General features: G+C 33.9%; 22 protein-coding genes. All 22 read left to right on the top strand.

Annotated elements, in window-relative coordinates:
* Nucleotides 1–23 precede the first annotated feature (23 nt).
* The 22 genes from flgB to flhB are packed head-to-tail and all read left to right on the top strand — an operon-like array spanning nt 24 to nt 16,331.
* On the top strand, nt 24–434 hold the full coding sequence (gene flgB / locus GSH73_RS07395; protein ID WP_014758641.1) for a flagellar basal body rod protein FlgB: 411 nt from the start codon (nt 24–26) through the stop codon (nt 432–434).
* A 2-nt stretch (nt 435–436) separates the two neighbouring features.
* Complete coding sequence (gene flgC / locus GSH73_RS07390; protein WP_014758642.1) at nt 437–886, top strand: flagellar basal body rod protein FlgC; 450 nt, start codon at nt 437–439, stop codon at nt 884–886.
* Between the two features lie 10 nt (nt 887–896).
* Nucleotides 897–1,181: a flagellar hook-basal body complex protein FliE gene (gene fliE / locus GSH73_RS07385; protein WP_014758643.1), complete on the top strand. Its 285-nt coding sequence runs from the start codon at nt 897–899 to the stop codon at nt 1,179–1,181.
* A 24-nt stretch (nt 1,182–1,205) separates the two neighbouring features.
* Nucleotides 1,206–2,714, top strand: a complete 1,509-nt coding sequence (fliF, locus tag GSH73_RS07380) for a flagellar basal-body MS-ring/collar protein FliF (protein ID WP_014758644.1) — start codon at nt 1,206–1,208, stop codon at nt 2,712–2,714.
* Nucleotides 2,715–2,725: 11 nt separating this feature from the next.
* On the top strand, nt 2,726–3,739 hold the full coding sequence (gene fliG / locus GSH73_RS07375) for a flagellar motor switch protein FliG (RefSeq protein WP_432416190.1): 1,014 nt from the start codon (nt 2,726–2,728) through the stop codon (nt 3,737–3,739).
* Nucleotides 3,732–4,499, top strand: a complete 768-nt coding sequence (locus GSH73_RS07370) for a FliH/SctL family protein (RefSeq protein ID WP_014758646.1) — start codon at nt 3,732–3,734, stop codon at nt 4,497–4,499. Before fliG ends, GSH73_RS07370 begins: the two co-directional genes overlap by 8 nt.
* Nucleotides 4,489–5,805, top strand: coding sequence for a flagellar protein export ATPase FliI (gene fliI / locus GSH73_RS07365; RefSeq protein WP_014758647.1), 1,317 nt, complete (start codon nt 4,489–4,491; stop codon nt 5,803–5,805). Before GSH73_RS07370 ends, fliI begins: the two co-directional genes overlap by 11 nt.
* 4 nt (nt 5,806–5,809) lie before the next feature.
* A complete protein-coding gene (gene fliJ, locus GSH73_RS07360) occupies nt 5,810–6,262 on the top strand; it encodes a flagellar export protein FliJ (protein ID WP_014758648.1) in 453 nt (150 codons plus the stop codon).
* A 3-nt stretch (nt 6,263–6,265) separates the two neighbouring features.
* Nucleotides 6,266–6,847 (top strand): MotE family protein, encoded by a 582-nt coding sequence (locus GSH73_RS07355; RefSeq protein ID WP_014758649.1) that lies wholly within the window; start codon nt 6,266–6,268, stop codon nt 6,845–6,847.
* Nucleotides 6,848–6,862: 15 nt separating this feature from the next.
* Nucleotides 6,863–8,170 carry a flagellar hook-length control protein FliK gene (locus GSH73_RS07350; protein ID WP_014758650.1) on the top strand — a complete coding sequence of 436 codons (1,308 nt, stop codon included), beginning with the start codon at nt 6,863–6,865 and terminating at the stop codon, nt 8,168–8,170.
* Nucleotides 8,171–8,183: 13 nt separating this feature from the next.
* A complete protein-coding gene (gene flgD / locus GSH73_RS07345) occupies nt 8,184–8,588 on the top strand; it encodes a flagellar hook assembly protein FlgD (protein WP_014758651.1) in 405 nt (134 codons plus the stop codon).
* A 29-nt stretch (nt 8,589–8,617) separates the two neighbouring features.
* Nucleotides 8,618–9,892: a flagellar hook protein FlgE gene (locus GSH73_RS07340; protein WP_014758652.1), complete on the top strand. Its 1,275-nt coding sequence runs from the start codon at nt 8,618–8,620 to the stop codon at nt 9,890–9,892.
* 34 nt (nt 9,893–9,926) lie between these two features.
* On the top strand, nt 9,927–10,112 hold the full coding sequence (locus GSH73_RS07335; RefSeq protein WP_014758653.1) for a flagellar FlbD family protein: 186 nt from the start codon (nt 9,927–9,929) through the stop codon (nt 10,110–10,112).
* Nucleotides 10,113–10,169: 57 nt separating this feature from the next.
* Entirely contained in the window at nt 10,170–10,568 is a 399-nt protein-coding gene (locus tag GSH73_RS07330; RefSeq protein WP_014758654.1) for a flagellar basal body-associated FliL family protein, read from the top strand.
* Between the two features lie 14 nt (nt 10,569–10,582).
* Nucleotides 10,583–11,572 (top strand): flagellar motor switch protein FliM, encoded by a 990-nt coding sequence (gene fliM / locus GSH73_RS07325; protein ID WP_014758655.1) that lies wholly within the window; start codon nt 10,583–10,585, stop codon nt 11,570–11,572.
* Nucleotides 11,565–12,683, top strand: a complete 1,119-nt coding sequence (gene fliY / locus GSH73_RS07320; RefSeq protein ID WP_014758656.1) for a flagellar motor switch phosphatase FliY — start codon at nt 11,565–11,567, stop codon at nt 12,681–12,683. The genes fliM and fliY overlap by 8 nt, the downstream gene beginning before the upstream one ends.
* A gap of 18 nt (nt 12,684–12,701) precedes the next feature.
* On the top strand, nt 12,702–13,061 hold the full coding sequence (locus tag GSH73_RS07315) for a response regulator (RefSeq protein WP_014758657.1): 360 nt from the start codon (nt 12,702–12,704) through the stop codon (nt 13,059–13,061).
* A gap of 9 nt (nt 13,062–13,070) precedes the next feature.
* Nucleotides 13,071–13,454 (top strand): flagellar biosynthetic protein FliO, encoded by a 384-nt coding sequence (locus tag GSH73_RS07310; RefSeq protein ID WP_014758658.1) that lies wholly within the window; start codon nt 13,071–13,073, stop codon nt 13,452–13,454.
* The gene (gene fliP, locus GSH73_RS07305) at nt 13,432–14,181 is read left to right on the top strand and encodes a flagellar type III secretion system pore protein FliP (protein WP_014758659.1); all 750 of its coding nucleotides are present in this window, start codon (nt 13,432–13,434) and stop codon (nt 14,179–14,181) included. Before GSH73_RS07310 ends, fliP begins: the two co-directional genes overlap by 23 nt.
* Before the next feature lie 12 nt (nt 14,182–14,193).
* A complete protein-coding gene (gene fliQ, locus GSH73_RS07300; RefSeq protein WP_014758660.1) occupies nt 14,194–14,463 on the top strand; it encodes a flagellar biosynthesis protein FliQ in 270 nt (89 codons plus the stop codon).
* A gap of 5 nt (nt 14,464–14,468) precedes the next feature.
* The gene (gene fliR / locus GSH73_RS07295; RefSeq protein WP_014758661.1) at nt 14,469–15,251 is read left to right on the top strand and encodes a flagellar biosynthetic protein FliR; all 783 of its coding nucleotides are present in this window, start codon (nt 14,469–14,471) and stop codon (nt 15,249–15,251) included.
* A 6-nt stretch (nt 15,252–15,257) separates the two neighbouring features.
* On the top strand, nt 15,258–16,331 hold the full coding sequence (gene flhB / locus GSH73_RS07290; protein WP_014758662.1) for a flagellar biosynthesis protein FlhB: 1,074 nt from the start codon (nt 15,258–15,260) through the stop codon (nt 16,329–16,331).
* The last annotated feature ends 5 nt before the right edge of the window (nt 16,332–16,336 follow it).

Here is a 16,336-nt window from a genome sequence, read left to right as displayed (position 1 = left end):
ATTATTGAAATGGAGGAATAAAAATGCTGGGAATCAACTTTAACACAGTAGATCTTATGAGTAAAGCCTTAGATGCTTCAGAGCTTAGAAATGAAGTCATATCGAATAATATCGCCAATGTGGATACCCCGGGTTTTAAAAGATCTGATGTAAATTTTGAAAGCATTTTAAATGATGCCATAAATTCCAATAAGTTAGCTGGTTTTGTTACTGATAAAAATCATATACCAATTAATTCGACATCAATAGACAATATTGAACCGCAAATTGTTCAGGATAATAGTACATCTATGAGATTAGATGGCAATAATGTTGATATTGACGTAGAAATGTCGAATTTAGCAAAAAATCAGCTTTATTATGATGCGCTGGCTCAAAGAGTCAGTGGTGAATTGAATTCTCTGCTTACAGCAATAAAAGATGGAGGTAATTAAATGTGGGATTTTTAAATTCTATTGATATAAGCGCTACAGGTCTTACGGCTGAAAGACTTAGAATGGATGTTATTTCTCAAAACATCGCAAATGTAGATACTACAAGGACTTCTAATGGCGGTCCTTACAGAAGAAAGCTTGTAGTTTTAAAAGAAATTGACAATCAAAATAGCTTTAACGATATGCTGAATGCGGCAAGAAATTCATCATCGGTTGGAAATGGTGTTGAAGTCGTATCTATCGAGGAAGACAATAAAACACCTTTTAATCGCGTTTATGACCCAGGTAATCCTGATGCAGATAGCACTGGATACGTTAATTATCCTAATGTAAACATCGTTTCTGAAATGGTTGATATGATCTCTGCCACAAGGGCATACGAAGCGAATGTGACTGCGGTTAATTCAACTAAATCGATGATAGAAAAAGCATTAGAAATTGGAAAGGCTTAGGTGATTGATTATGATAAATCCTATTTCACAGATAAGTGCGGTTGGTAGTGTTGGTACTTCAAATACCACAAGCAATACTTCCTTTGGAGATATTTTAAAAACTGCTATTTCTGATGTGAACAATCTGCAACTTAAGGCACAGCAGGATGATCAAATGTTAGTTACAGGTGATATCAATGATATACATAATGTGATGATTGATGCTACCAAAGCCGATATAGCATTGGAACTTACCATTCAGATTAAAAATAAGATACTTGATGCATACCAGGAGATAATGAGAATGCCAGTTTAAAAAGCTTTGAGATGAGGTGAATTAATGCCCGTTTTTATAAATAACATACGTGAGCAGATAGACAATTTTTGGAATAAATTTGATAAAAAGCAAAAAATCCAAATAGGTATTATTGCATTATTATTAATAGGAAGCATTGCATTACTTCTGTATATTTTAAATAAGCCCAATTACGAAGTTTTGTATTCTGGTTTAAGTACAAAAGATGCAGGTACTGTAGTCGACAAATTGAAGAATGAATTGAAAATACCATATAAAATTGAAGGAGATGGCAGCACAATATTGGTGCCTGCTCAGTACAAAGATGAGGCGAGAATGCAACTTGCAACAGAAGGAATACCACAAGATGGTTTTAGCTTTAGCGATGCAATGAATAATTCATTAGCTACTACAGATCAAGAAAGAAGAGAGAAGTACATATATTTTGTTCAAAATGAAATACAGGATACGTTGAAGACAATAGATGGGGTACAAGATGCAAAAGTAAATATAGTCGTACCAGATCAGAATAATTTTGTGCTGTCTAATAGTGACAATTCTTCGACAGCGGCAGTTATGTTGCAGTTAAAGCCTGGAGTTACATTGACAAATCAGCAGATAAACGGAATAACAAACTTCGTGTCAAAAAGCGTTCAGGGATTAAGTCCTGATAAAGTTACGATCATTGATGGAAACGGTAAAGTGCTGGTAGCTCAAAATGACAGTTCACTTGATGGGGCAAGTTCGCAGTATGCCCTTCAAATGAAGGTGCAAAACGATTTGCAAAACAATATTCAGTCGCTTTTAGAGCAAGTTTTTGGGCCAGGAAATGTCATAGTTAGAGCTAATGTAAGTTTAAATTTCGATAAACAGGTGCAAGACAAAGTAGAATGGCAGCCAGTAATTGACAATAATGGGATCATAAGAAGCACACAGACAATAAAAGAGATTGCCAATGGTTCCAGCAATGGAGCGCCAGCTGGCACCGCGACGAACAATCCGCCAGGCAGCACGACATACACGACTCAAAATAATGGCAATTCAAGTTATAGCAAGACTGATACGACCATAAATTACGAGATAAATCAGATAAAGACGACGTTGACTTCAGCACAAGGTAAAATACAAAACATATCTTTAAGCGTAGTGGTAAACAACAATAATTTAACGCCAGCCATGAAACAGCAGCTTACAGATCTTGTTTCAAATGCCGCTGGAGGGAAAAATGTATCTGTTTCGGTTATGGGAATAAAATTTAACAACGATTTATTGAATCAAATGAAGAATAATGGAAAACAATCATTCCCATACGTATGGCTTATTTTGTTAGGTGCTTTGGTTTTAGCTGGAGGTGTTTTCTATGCTATGAAAAAGAGAAGCAAGCTGGCTGTACCTTCTGCGAAATCAGAAGAAGCCATATCTATGGTTGAACCTTTGGAAGATATAGAAGTGCATGATGAAAGAGATGAAAAGAAAAAGCAAATCGAGAAATTCATTAAGCAAAAACCAGACATAGTAGCTCAACTGATTAGAACATGGCTAAATGAAGAATAGAATGGATGGTGATGTCTACATTGGCAAAAAGTACACTATCAGGCAAACAAAAAAGTGCAATGCTTTTGATAGCTTTAGGGCCTTCGACAGCAGCACAAATCTACAAACATTTAAAAGAAGAAATAGAGCAATTGACGTTGGAAATAGCCAATATAAGAAATATATCCCCCGAGGAGAAGGATAAAATACTGGATGATTTTTACAATATGTGCATTGCACAAGAGTACATAATTGAAGGCGGTATCGATTATGCAAAAGAAATTTTGGAGAAAGCTCTTGGCTCTCAGCAAGCTTTAGAGATAATAAACAAGCTTACGTCTACACTTAAAGTTAGACCTTTTGACTTCGTAAGGCGGGCAGATCCATCTCAAATATTGAGCTTCATTCAAAACGAACATCCTCAGACGATAGCGATGATATTGTCGTATTTAAAGCCGCAACAAGCAGGTGTTATATTGTCATCGCTGCCTGAAGATATCCAGTCGGATGTGGCAATGAGAATTGCAAAAATGGAAGCTACATCGCCAGAGATTGTTAAAGAGGTTGAACGCATATTAGAAAAGAAACTATCTTCTTTGGTGACTCAAGATTACACATCTACAGGTGGTATACAGACAATCGTAGATATTTTAAATGCAGTTGATAGATCAACAGAGAAGAATATCATTGATACACTGGAGACAAAAGATGTAGAGCTTGTAGAAGAAATAAAGAAACGCATGTTTGTATTTGAAGATATTATAACGCTGGATAATCGTTCAATACAAAGAGTGTTAAGAGAAGTAGACAATCACGATATTGCTCTTGCGCTTAAAGGTTCTAATGAAGAAGTGCAAAGAGTTATTTACAGCAACATGTCAAAGAGGTTGGCTGATATGATTAAAGAAGACATTCAATACATGGGCCCTGTAAGATTAAAAGATGTTGAAGAAGCACAACAAAAAGTCGTCAATATTATAAGAAGGTTAGAGGAAGCAGGCGAGATAGTCATATCGAGAGGCGGAGGTGATGAAATAATTGTATAGAATACTAAAAAATGAGGATTGTGTAAATTCATCTCCTGTAATTATTGATAAACCTCATGTGGAAAAAGTGAAAGAGCTTACTAATGATAAACTTAATGTTGATGAGTCTTTTAAATATCTGGAATTTAAAAAGAGACTTGAGAAGATAAGCATTATCCAGAGTGAAATTATTAAAACTGCTAAAGATGAGGCAGAAAATCTTATAAAGAAAGCAAAAGAAATAGCTGAAGGGATAAAGGAAAATGCCAAGAAAGATGGGTACAAAGAGGGATATGAAAGAGGCTATGCTGATGGCTTGAATAAAGGGCTTGAAGATGGTAAAAGCCAAACTTACGATTTATTGGCTGAGGCAAGAGAGATTAAAGAAATGGTTGCAGACGAAAGGCGAAATCTTCATAAGGTGATTGAAAGTGACATTGTTTCAACTGTAATTTACTGTGTAAAGAAAATAATTGATCTTAATATCGAAGAAAATAAAGATTTAGTGATTAATCTCGTTAAAAAAGGTTTAGAAAACTATGAAGCATCTAATGTCGTGACTATTAGAGTTAGTGATGAAGATTATGAGTTTTTAACTAAAAATAAAGACAAGTTATTGAAAAGTTTGAAATTTATTGATGAAGTAAATATTGTAAGGGATATTTCACTCGATAAGTATGATTGCATTGTACAGACACCGTCAGGGATGATTGATTCTGGATTGAAAACCCAAATAGAAAGCATTAAAGAAGCTTTAAAAGGTGTTTTAAATGAGCAATAGCAGTTTTTTTGATAGGTGCAAATCCATATTGCAAGACAAAAATTTTATTAAGTATTACGGCAAGGTAAGCCAAGTTGTTGGCTTAACAATTGAAAGCGTAGGCCCTATATCTAATATTGGCGATGTCTGCGAAATAAGATCGATAAATGGCACTACTGTCTATGCAGAAGTAATGGGATTCAAAGATGATAAAGTCTATTTGATGCCTTTAGGAGATATGGACGGCATAGGTCCAGGCAATAGCGTTGTATCTACAGGGCAAAAATTAAAAATTGGAGTAGGGGAAGAATTGCTGGGAAGAGTTATCGATGCCTTAGGCAATCCGATTGATGGAAAAGGTGCGATAAAATGCAAAAAATTAGTCAGCACAAACAACACACCTCCGAATCCAATTGAGAGAAAGAGAATAAGTGAAGTGATGACTTTAGGCATAAAAGCCATAGATGGTTTGCTTACTTGTGGTAAAGGTCAGAGAATAGGAATCTTTGCAGGCAGTGGCGTCGGGAAAAGTACTTTACTTGGAATGATAGCCAGAAATGCAAAATCTGATATTAATGTTATTGCACTAATAGGCGAAAGAGGAAGGGAAGTTAATGAATTTATTGAGAATGACTTAGGAGAAGATGGGCTGAAAAGATCTATATTGGTGGTATCTACGTCTGATACTCCTGCATTGATGAGAGTCAAGGGAGCTATGGTGGCTACGTCTATTGCAGAATATTTCAGGGATCAGGGCTTAGATGTATTGCTCATGATGGACTCTGTCACAAGGTTTGCGATGGCTCAGAGAGAGATTGGATTATCAATAGGTGAAGCACCTGTTTCAAGAGGTTATACTCCATCAGTTTTTTCGGTTCTTCCAAAGCTATTAGAAAGAGCAGGCTCTTCAAAATATGGCTCAATAACGGCTTTGTACACGGTTTTAGTAGATGGCGACGATTTAAATGAGCCAATAACAGATGCAGTAAGAGGTATATTGGATGGGCATATTGTTTTATCGCGAAAGTTGGCAAATAAAGGTCAATACCCGGCTATAGATGTTTTATCAAGCATAAGTAGAGTTATGAATGATATTGTCACTGATGAACATAAAAATTTATCGTTGCGGTTTAAAAACATATTGTCTGTTTATGAAGAATCTGAAGATTTAATAAATATTGGTGCTTATGCAAGAGGCAGCAACTCTAAAATAGATGAGGCTATACTGCTTCATGATGACATGATAAATTACATAAAGCAGTCGACAGATGAAAAATATGACTTTGACGATGAAATAAACATGCTAAAAAATATATTGAACAGGTGATAATGTGAAAAAATTTAGGTATGCTTTGGAAACAGTTTTAAATATAAAGGAACAAAAGCAAAAGATGGAAAAAGAAAAAATGGCAATTTTGATTTCAAAATACGAAGTTCAAAAAAGCAAATTAGTTGAAATTTTAAATAGAATAGAAAAAACAACAAAAGAAAATGAAGAGAATAAGGCGTTAGGCACTTCAGCAATGAATTTAAGACAATTTAATTTGTACATAGAATCTCTTTACGAAAAATACAATCAGCAAAAAGCTATTCTAAAAGAGATAGAAGAAGAAATCGAAAAAGAGAGGCATAATCTGATGGAAGTCAGCAAAGAAAAAGAAGCCTTGGAAAGCCTGAAAGAGAAGAAATATGAAGAGTACAAGTATCAAACGTTGATAGAACAAAATTTAATGATCGATGAACAGATATCGTACAAAACAGCCAGGTCTACTTTAGGAGGTTAGTCGATGGAAAAAGAAGAATCCATAAACGGAAGAAGGCCATTGCGACTATTTATAGTTGTATTAATTTCATTATTTGTAGTTTTATTAGTCGGCTTGTTGTTTTATTTTAATATTGGTGGAATTAGCAATCATACATTAAAGATTTTAAGCAATGTACCTGTGCTAAAAGGCCTAATTCAGGTCAAACCTGCGACTAATTACGCAGATGAAATAAAAAAATTAAATGAAGAGCTTAGCATAAAGCAAAAAGAATTGCAAAGTGTTCAATCTGCCTTAAGCGATAAAGAAAAAAATATCGAAGATTTACAGTCACAGCTTCAAAAACAGCAAGATGAGATAAATAACTTAAAAGCGCAGTCAAACACAAAAAAAACTGATTTAAAAACTTTAGCTACGTATTATGAAAGCATGGATCCTGCGAATGCTGCCAACATATTGAACCAGATAACGGACAATAATGTTTTAATAGGCATTTTAAGCAATATGAATAAAGATAACGCATCTAAGATACTTGAACAGTTGGATCCTAAAAAAGCGGCTGATATAACGAAGATACTTTATGCAAATGCTTCCAGTTCCCCATAGAGAGGAGATGATAAAGTGGTGCAGGTAATGAACATATTAAACAGTTCTGTTCAGGTAAAAAATGATGGTAAAACGCCAAGCAAAAAAAGTTCAGATTTCAAAGACATTATAAAAAATATCAAAAATAGCGCAATCAAAAGCGACGGAAAAAATCTCGATGATAATATGTCTTTAGATGACAAACAAATATCAGATATAATAAGTATGATTTTAAATTTAATAAGTAACAATTTGCATTTAAATGTTTCAGCAAATCAAGATAATTTGGAATCTCTGAAAGAAAGCATATTAAATCAGTTAAATACTATAATTGCAAGCCAAAATGAGTCTAAAATAAACTTAAATAAATTGGCAGAAATTATTACAAAAACTTTGAATGATAAGTACAATTTAAACATTGACGCTAATGAAGTTTTAAATGTGTTAAAAAATGTTGATTTGTCTAAAATGGGATCTGATGTTATTACATTGAATGTTAATAGTACAACTAAAAATGATGCAATAGATAAGTCAAACCAAAGTTTAGGCGATGACGGTGGGCAAAAACAGTTAGCAACCATTAGTTACAGTGGAAGTGTAAAATCCAGCGTAAATGCATACGATGCTAAAACTGTTGCTGATACAAAAGTAGAAACTAAAAATGGTAATTTATCACAAAATGAAAATCAAAGTCAAAATGATGATTTAAATGGAACTCAAAAGGATGCTAACTTAGAAATAAGCAATAAATTATTTTCAAAAAAAGCAGATGATGCTTACCAACAGATAAATGACAGTAAATCGATAGAAACAAAGGTTGACAATTTGATTGCTTTTAATACTGTTCAAAGCAAACAGGCAGTAGCTTTAGAGGGTAATACAGATTCTAAAAACAGCGTGCAAATAAATGATATAATCGATCAAATTGTTAAAAACGTCAATATAACTAAAACAGATACAGAGTCAAATATAAAAATTCAGCTTAAGCCGGATTTTTTAGGGAATTTAGAAATCAACATAAAATCTGTAGATGGCAGTTTGACGGCTAACATTTTAACCGATAATGAAAAAGTAAAACACCAGATTGAGGCGAATTTAAACATATTAAATAATCAGCTTGAATCAAAAGGCATAAAAATAGATAGTTTCAATGTTTCAATAGATAGAAATATGCAATTTGCATCACAGTACAGTGGACAAGAGGATAGCAGTCAAAGATATAAAAGTCCTAACAATAGCAAAGTGCGCATTAATTATGAAGATTATGATGACGCAGAGCTTCAAACGCAGACTTATTCAACATTAAATAGCATATCTAACGATCATGTAGATGTGGTTGTTTAAAGGAGGTGATATGATGGCAATAAATACAAATTACGATAATAGCTATATGAATACATATACTGATGGGACTAAAGTTACCAATCCAAATTCAGAGTTAGGCAAAGATCAATTTTTACAGTTGCTTGTTACTCAATTGGAAAATCAAGATCCTTTGAATCCAATGGATGACAAAGAATTTATAGCTCAAATGGCACAGTTTTCAGCATTAGAGCAAATGCAAAATTTAAATGAAAGTTTTAGTGCTGTTAAAGCTTATAGCTTATTAGGAAAGACGGTTACAGCAAGTGTAGATTCAAATGGCTCCACTTCCACTGTGACAGGAAAGGTGGACTCCGTGAAATTTGACGGCAGCAATTGTTATTTAGAAATCAATGGAAGCGATGTGTCATTGGATTCTGTAACTTCTGTATCCGACTAATCTAATATAGTTTTTAAGGAGGAAAGATCATGTTAAGATCAATGTATTCAGCAGTCTCAGGACTTAAAGCAAACCAAGCTGAAATGGATGTAATAGGCAATAATATTGCTAATGTAAATACTGTAGGTTTTAAAGCCAGTAGAATGACATTCAAAGAGATATTCAACCAAACTATAAAAGGCGCTTCTGCACCACAAGACAATGGTGGAGGCACAAACCCACAACAAATTGGGTTAGGTGTTGCTATAGCGTCTATTGATACGTTGTTTACAAATGGTGGTTCTCAGAGAACTGACAATCCGACAGATTTGTCTATAGACGGCAACGGCTTTTTTATAGTAAACAATGGTGGTGCAAATTTATATACGAGAGCTGGAAATTTTTCCTTTGACTCAAATGGAGATCTTGTAACACCTGATGGATATAAAGTAATGGGGTGGATATCACAGGATGGGAAGACGGTAAATACAGATACCGGAAATTTATCGCCCATAAGCATTAAAAACTGGTCGAGCACATCACCAGCTTCTACTAAAACGATCCAGTTAGGTGGCAATCTTGATGCAGGCACAAGCATCGGAAGCTCGGTTAGCTACAATGTCACAATATACGATTCTCAAGGTGGAAGTCATGTTGCAACAATTCAATTCACTAAGCAAGATAATGCTGGAAATTGGAATGCCACAATAACAAATTTTGATGGCACTAACTTATCTACGCCTGTCACAATAGGGACAATTACATTCGATTCAAATGGTGTAATACAGCAACCAGCACCACCAGCTTCTCCTGCGGGAATATTTACAGTAGGTGTTTCATCACTTCCAATAACAAATACAAATGCTACATTGGGAGATGGAACAAATATTACCATAGATCTTTCTAAACTCACTATGTATTCCAATCCAACGGATATAAGGGAATTAAGTAAGGATGGCAATTCCGCAGGTTCTATTGAAAGCATAAACATCGATCAATACGGTGTTGTAAGCGGTATATATTCAAACGGCAGAACACAAGTGATCGGTCAAATAGCATTGGCTGATTTCCAAAATACGCAGGGCTTGGAGAAGGTAGGAAATACAATGTTTATAAATACAGTCAACTCTGGAGACCCAATGATAGGTGCTGCAAACACTGGGACAAGAGGAACCATAAACCCAGGAACACTTGAAATGTCAAACGTGGATCTTGCAAATGAATTTGCTAACATGATTACAACTCAAAGAGGTTTTGAAGCAAACGCAAAGGTAATAACTACATCTGATGAAATATTGCAAGATTTAGTAAACTTAAAAAGGTAATTTAATTTATTAATATGTTAAGAGGGATTAATAAGTGATAAGCGTTACAAAGCTAAATGGAGATGAATTCGTCGTTAATGCTGATATGATAGAATTTATTGAAGAAACACCCGATACTGTCATTAGCTTGATTAGCGGCAAAAAAGTTGTCGTGAAAGAAAAGAAAGATGATATTATAAGAAAAGTCATAGAGTATAAGCGCAAAATCATGTTAAGTTAAATTTTTGCATTTAGGAGAGGCTTAAAATCATTTTTTTAATATAGCAGAGGTGTTGTCATGAAAAATAACATCATAATAATAATTTTGATAGTAGTTATCATAGCTTTTGGAAGTGCATTTTTCTTTTTTAATTACAACTCAAAGCCGGCTAAAATTGTTTACTATAACTATTCTCCTGGCAGTGAGTTTATTACAAACTTAAAAGGAGACGATAAGTTTATCAAGGCTGGTATTGAATTAGAGGTCACCGATAAAAATGTCTTAAACGAGTTAACTGAACAAAACCCAAAAATAAGAGATGCAATAATTCAAATTTTGAGAAATGAAACTGCTCAAGATTTAGAAGGTTCTGAAGGACAAGCTAAACTACAGAATCAGATAAAAAGTCAAATCAATAAGATATTAGGGGCCGATAAGATAACGAATGTTTATTTTGATGATTTTATAGTTCAATAAGGGAGGAGAGTTCTATGGCTGACATACTGTCACAAAGCGAAATCGATGAATTATTAAAAGCAATGAATTCAGGAGAATTTGATGTAAAGGAAATAGAAGAAAGTCAGCAAGAAGCAAAAGTTAAACCTTATGACTTTCGCAGACCTAATAAATTTTCAAAGGAACAATTAAGAACTCTCCAAATGATATTTGAGAATATGTCGAGAAGTTTTACGACGTTTTTGTCTGGTTATTTAAGAACTTTGGTTCAAGTATCGATAGTGTCTGTGGAGCAGATAACATACTACGAGTTTAGCAATTCATTGACAAATCCAGTATTCATAGCCGTTATTGATGCAAAGCCGCTGGAAGGACCAATAATACTTGAGTACAACAATAATACAACATTTACAATAATAGATAAAATATTGGGTGGTATTGGTACATCCGAAACTGTGCAGAGAGATTATACTGAAATTGAGATGGGACTTTTAACAAGGATAACAACGCAATTGCTGCCACTGATAAAAGATGCGTGGAGCAATGTTACAGAGCTTAATCCAGAGATAACAAGGATAGAGACCAATTCTCAATTTACACAGGTAATTTCTCCTAACGAAACTGTAGCGTTGTGTACAATGTCTTTAAAGATAAATGATAATGAAGGGTTGATAAATTTTTGCCTGCCACATATAACGATTGTTCCTATATTGCCATTGCTTACTACAAAGACATGGTTCTCTAATGCAGAGAAGCAGACGTGTGACATAGGAATAATTAAAGATAAAATATCTAATACATATGTTCCTTTAAAAGTTGTCATAGGTACATCAAAGATAACAGTTAGAGATTTGTTAAGCTTTGATAAAGGCGATGTAATTGAGATAAATAAGCGGTATAAAGATCCTATTGAAGTAAAGATAAACGATGAAACAAAGTTTTTAGGTGTCCCAGGGATTAGAAACAAGAAATACTGCGTTCAAATAACCGAGATTTGCAGCGAAGGAGATGATGCGGATGAGTGATATTTTATCACAGGATGAAATTAATGCATTATTAAGTGGTATGGCTGGTGCGGAAAATAGCAAAAGTGATGTAATTTTGACTGAAGAAGAACAAGATGTTTTAGGTGAGATAGGAAATATCAGCTTTGGAACATCTGCAACAACATTGTTTACGCTTCTCAGAAACAAGGTAACTATAACGACGCCTAAAGTCAGCATTGTTAACTGGGAAAGCTTAAAGAAAGAATTCAATATACCATACGTTGCTGTTGAAGTAGAGTATACAGAAGGCATTAAAGGTAACAATCTCTTGATTTTAAAGGAGCAAGATGTACTTCGCATCACTGATTTAATGATGGGTGGTGATGGGAATATCACTGAAGGCGAGATAACAGAACTTCATTTGAGTGCTATTGGAGAGGCAATGAATCAGATGATTGGTTCTGCATCGACTTCGCTGTCTACACTCATTGGCGAAAGCATAAATATTTCGCCGCCAAAAGCTTTTATCGTGGATTTTAACAAAGGATTGCCAGGAGACATTTCTTTCCCTGAAGAGGATATAGTTAAGGTTGCATTTAAGATGGTAGTTGGAGACATAATTGACAGTGAAATCATGCAATTGATTCCTATTTCATTTGCTAAAAAGCTTGTCGAGCAGGTGATGTCAAAAAATGTAGAAAATTCTCCAAAAGGTTCTTTTCAAGATGTTAAGGATGATGATATAATAAATACTGGTACTGCAGGAATAAAGAATGATTTCAATGAAGAAATTAGACATGAAGAGCAAATAAGCCAGCCAAAAAGTAGAAAGGTCGATGTGAAGCCGGTCGTTTTTAAAGAGCTTGACGCTGATGAACAGACAGCTTCAGAAAAAGAAAATATAAATCTTATAATGGATATTCCATTAACTGTGACTGTTGAATTGGGGCGTACAAGAAAATTAATAAAAGATATATTAGAACTTAATGAAGGCTCTATAATCGAGCTTGACAAATTAGCTGGCGAACCTGTAGATATATTGGTTAATGGGAAATTTATTGCGAAAGGCGAAGTAGTAGTAATAGATGAGAACTTCGGCGTCAGAATACTTGATATAGTAAAACAAAGCAAAAGAATAAATTCATTATAATACGAGGAGGATTTGGTCATGAGCAAAATAATGATTGTAGATGATGCAGCTTTTATGAGGATGATGATAAAAGATATAATAACTAAAAACAATCTTGGCACTGTAATTGAAGCAGAAGATGGATCTGTAGCCGTGGAAAAATACAGTCAAGAGAAACCCGATTTAGTGCTTATGGATATTACAATGCCAGAAATGGATGGTATTCAAGCTGTAAAGCAAATAGTTAAAAAGGATCCAAATGCAAAAGTAGTCATGTGTTCAGCTATGGGACAACAGGCAATGGTTATAGAAGCAATACAGGCAGGTGCAAAAGATTTTATAGTAAAGCCGTTTCAACCAGATAGAGTCATAGAAGCCGTCAAGAAAATGTTGAAATGAGGAATTTAGATGTCCAGCGATAACCTGTTTGTTGAAGCTGTAGCATTTCTTTTGATGTTTATTTTAGTCGTGTTTTTGGCTTATTATGTAACTTTGTTTTTAAATAGAAAAGCGTTTAACATGTACAAAGGAGAAAATTTTGATATTATCGATCATCTGGCTTTAGGCAAGGATAAAAACTTATATATAATTAAGATTTGCAATGAATACATGCTTTTTAGTGTTACAAACGATTCTATTGTTTACATAAAAACTTTAGACGAAAAAGACTTAAAAATAAAAGATAAAAGTTTTAGCTTTGGACAAAGTTTTAATATTTCATTAAATAATTTAAAGAGATTGTCAATTAAAAATCTGGGTGGTAATGAACATGATAAAGATAAAAAAAATTAGTTGGTTGGTGCTTGTATTGCCAATTTTATTGATACAAAATGCATATGCAGCTCCAAATAACGCTTCGCCGTTAATAACGATCAATGCTCCATCGACTTCTAATGAAGTTGCATCAAGCATCCAAATAGTTCTTCTTTTGACTGTATTGACATTAGCGCCATCAATACTTATAATGATGACTTCTTTTACAAGGATAATTGTGGTTTTATCGTTTTTAAGAAACGCCTTAGGTTTACAGCAAATGCCTCCAAATCAAGTTTTAATTGGTCTGGCTTTGTTTTTGACGTTTTTTATAATGGCACCAGTTGGTGCACAAATAAATAAAGATTCTATCCAGCCATATATGCAAGGAAAGATAACACCACAAGAAGCTTATGTTAAGGCAAGAGATCCGTTGAAAAGCTTTATGCTTAAGCAGACGAGGAAAAATGACTTAAATTTGTTTATCAGTTTGTCAAAGCTGAAAGTAAAAAGTGTAAATGATGTTCCTTTGCGAGTTGTTATACCCTCATTCATAATAAGTGAATTGAAAACGGCATTTGAAATTGGATTTATCATATATATACCATTTTTAATCATAGACATGGTTGTTGCCAGTGTATTGATGTCGATGGGGATGTTCATGCTGCCACCTGTACTTATATCCTTGCCATTTAAACTTTTGCTTTTCATACTTGTGGATGGATGGAATATTTTGGTTAAGTCTTTAGTAATTGGTTTTAGATAAGGGGGTTAATAGATGGATCCGGGAGTAGTTCTTGATATAGGAAGAGAGGCATTAATGGTAACTATGATGGTTTCTGCACCTCTTCTAATTATATCATTGCTTGTAGGATTGATAATAAGTATTTTTCAGGCTACAACCCAAATTCAAGAACAGACATTGACATTTGTGCCTAAAATTTTAGCAATATTTGCATCTATTATATTATTTGGGCCATGGATGCTTACGGTACTTATTAATTACACTCAAAAATTGATTTTAAATATTAACAGTTTCATCAGGTAGATAATATGGAGTTAAGTTATTATATTTTAAACAATGTGCAGTACTTTTTAATAGTGTTTGTTAGAATGTTGGGAATCTTTATATTGACACCACTTTTTGGGACAAAGACATTGCCTTCCACGTTTAAGATAGGACTTGCTTTTTTTACATCAATAATGATTTTTGAATTAGTAAATGTGAAAATTGATGCAAATAATTTATATCAATACGTTGAAATTGTTTTTAACGAGTTTATGATTGGCTTATTGATTGGTTTGTCTTCTATGATTTCGTTTAGCGCTATATATTTGGCTGGACAAATAATAGATTACCAATTGGGCTTTAGCATTGTCAATGTCTTGGCGGCTGGTGAAGAAACGCAGGTACCTTTGATTGGAAATTTTGTGTACATACTTACATTATTATTGTTTTTACTTATAGATGGTCATCACAAGCTTTTTCAACTGCTTTTTCAAAGTTATAGCATGATACCTGTAGGCACGCCATTTTTACATTTAGAAAGCATTAATACAGTCATCACGAAAATTGTATCGGATATGTTTGTTTTAGGATTTAGAATAAGCGCTCCGATTGTTGTTTCGACTTTGCTTACAGATATAACTTTAAGCATAATATCGAGGACGATACCGCAATTAAATGTATTTATGATAGGTATGCCTATAAAAATATTCGTCGGTATTTTTACATTATTTATTATGCTGCCAATGTATTTAGCGGTTATTGATGTCTTGTTTAATGGAATGTACTCAGATATATTTATGCTTTTTAAATCAATTGTCAAAGGATGACAGGAATTGAAGCTACAAATTTTTGCAGGTGAAAGAACAGAACCGGCAACACCCAAAAGAAGGCAAGATGCAAGGAAAAAAGGACAAGTATTTCAAAGCAGAGAAGTTACCTCAGCACTTGTAACAATAGCTGGATTTCTTGTCATATATTTTACAGTACAAAATAGCATTGCCGAAATCATGAATTTAATCAAATTCCTTTTTTTAAATTATGGTGGTGCCAGCGATAATGTATTTACGATTAATGGCATATACAAGTTGTTTGAGATGGTGTTTTCTGTTTTTATAAAACTGATTTTGCCAACCATTGCAACTGTATTTATAATAGCTCTTATATCAACTTATGCGCAAGTTGGATTTGTATTTACTTTAGAGACTTTAAATTTTAAGTTAGAAAGACTAAATCCTCTTGATGGTTTAAAAAGGATGTTTTCTAAAAGGAGTCTTTTAGAACTTGTAAAGTCAATCATTAAAATCAGCATATTGGCATACGTAATGTATTCATTTTTGATAGGTCAATATAAGGGTATTCCGCAGCTTTTAGATATGTCTGTGCAAGATCTTATTAAATACAACATGAACATATTTGCTGGCATATTGCTGAGGATCTCTTTAGTATTGGTAGTTTTAGGAGCAATAGATTACGTGTATCAATGGAGAGAATATGAGTCAAACCTTAGAATGAGCAAGGAAGACATCAAAGAAGAATTTAAGGAAACTGAAGGCAATCCTCAGATAAAATCAGAAATTAGAAAGAAACAAAGGCAGATTTCCATGAGAAGGATGATGCAAAACATAAAAAAAGCCGATGTTGTCATAACAAACCCTACACACATTGCAGTAGCTTTAATGTATGATAGCGAGATTAATGATGCGCCTGTCGTATTGGCAAAAGGTCAAGATTATGTTGCACAAAAAATAAAGGAAGAAGCGATTAAATATTCGATTGCGATTGTAGAGAATAAGCCATTAGCTCAATCTTTGTATAAGACGACGGAAGTTGGTGACAGCATTCCACCCGAATTGTATAAAGCAGTTGCAGAAGTTTTGGCTTATGTATATAGTTTGAGGGGAGAATAGGAGGG

Origin of the sequence: Thermoanaerobacterium aotearoense, from assembly GCF_009905255.1 — a bacterium.
In the GTDB taxonomy this organism is placed as follows: Bacteria; Bacillota; Thermoanaerobacteria; order Thermoanaerobacterales; family Thermoanaerobacteraceae; genus Thermoanaerobacterium; species Thermoanaerobacterium aotearoense.
Note: the sequence above shows the minus strand (reverse complement) of the source record. Positions and strands in the feature narration are given on the sequence as shown.

Coding starts and splice junctions, on each gene's coding strand:
- flgB (WP_014758641.1), top strand. CDS start 24: ATGCTGGGAATCAACTTTAACACAGTAGATCTTATGAGTAAAGCCTTA.
- fliE (WP_014758643.1), top strand. CDS start 897: ATGATAAATCCTATTTCACAGATAAGTGCGGTTGGTAGTGTTGGTACT.
- fliF (WP_014758644.1), top strand. CDS start 1,206: ATGCCCGTTTTTATAAATAACATACGTGAGCAGATAGACAATTTTTGG.
- fliG (WP_432416190.1), top strand. CDS start 2,726: ATGTCTACATTGGCAAAAAGTACACTATCAGGCAAACAAAAAAGTGCA.
- fliI (WP_014758647.1), top strand. CDS start 4,489: ATGAGCAATAGCAGTTTTTTTGATAGGTGCAAATCCATATTGCAAGAC.
- GSH73_RS07355 (WP_014758649.1), top strand. CDS start 6,266: ATGGAAAAAGAAGAATCCATAAACGGAAGAAGGCCATTGCGACTATTT.
- flgD (WP_014758651.1), top strand. CDS start 8,184: ATGGCAATAAATACAAATTACGATAATAGCTATATGAATACATATACT.
- GSH73_RS07340 (WP_014758652.1), top strand. CDS start 8,618: ATGTTAAGATCAATGTATTCAGCAGTCTCAGGACTTAAAGCAAACCAA.
- GSH73_RS07330 (WP_014758654.1), top strand. CDS start 10,170: ATGAAAAATAACATCATAATAATAATTTTGATAGTAGTTATCATAGCT.
- fliM (WP_014758655.1), top strand. CDS start 10,583: ATGGCTGACATACTGTCACAAAGCGAAATCGATGAATTATTAAAAGCA.
- fliY (WP_014758656.1), top strand. CDS start 11,565: ATGAGTGATATTTTATCACAGGATGAAATTAATGCATTATTAAGTGGT.
- GSH73_RS07315 (WP_014758657.1), top strand. CDS start 12,702: ATGAGCAAAATAATGATTGTAGATGATGCAGCTTTTATGAGGATGATG.
- GSH73_RS07310 (WP_014758658.1), top strand. CDS start 13,071: ATGTCCAGCGATAACCTGTTTGTTGAAGCTGTAGCATTTCTTTTGATG.
- fliP (WP_014758659.1), top strand. CDS start 13,432: ATGATAAAGATAAAAAAAATTAGTTGGTTGGTGCTTGTATTGCCAATT.
- fliQ (WP_014758660.1), top strand. CDS start 14,194: ATGGATCCGGGAGTAGTTCTTGATATAGGAAGAGAGGCATTAATGGTA.
- fliR (WP_014758661.1), top strand. CDS start 14,469: ATGGAGTTAAGTTATTATATTTTAAACAATGTGCAGTACTTTTTAATA.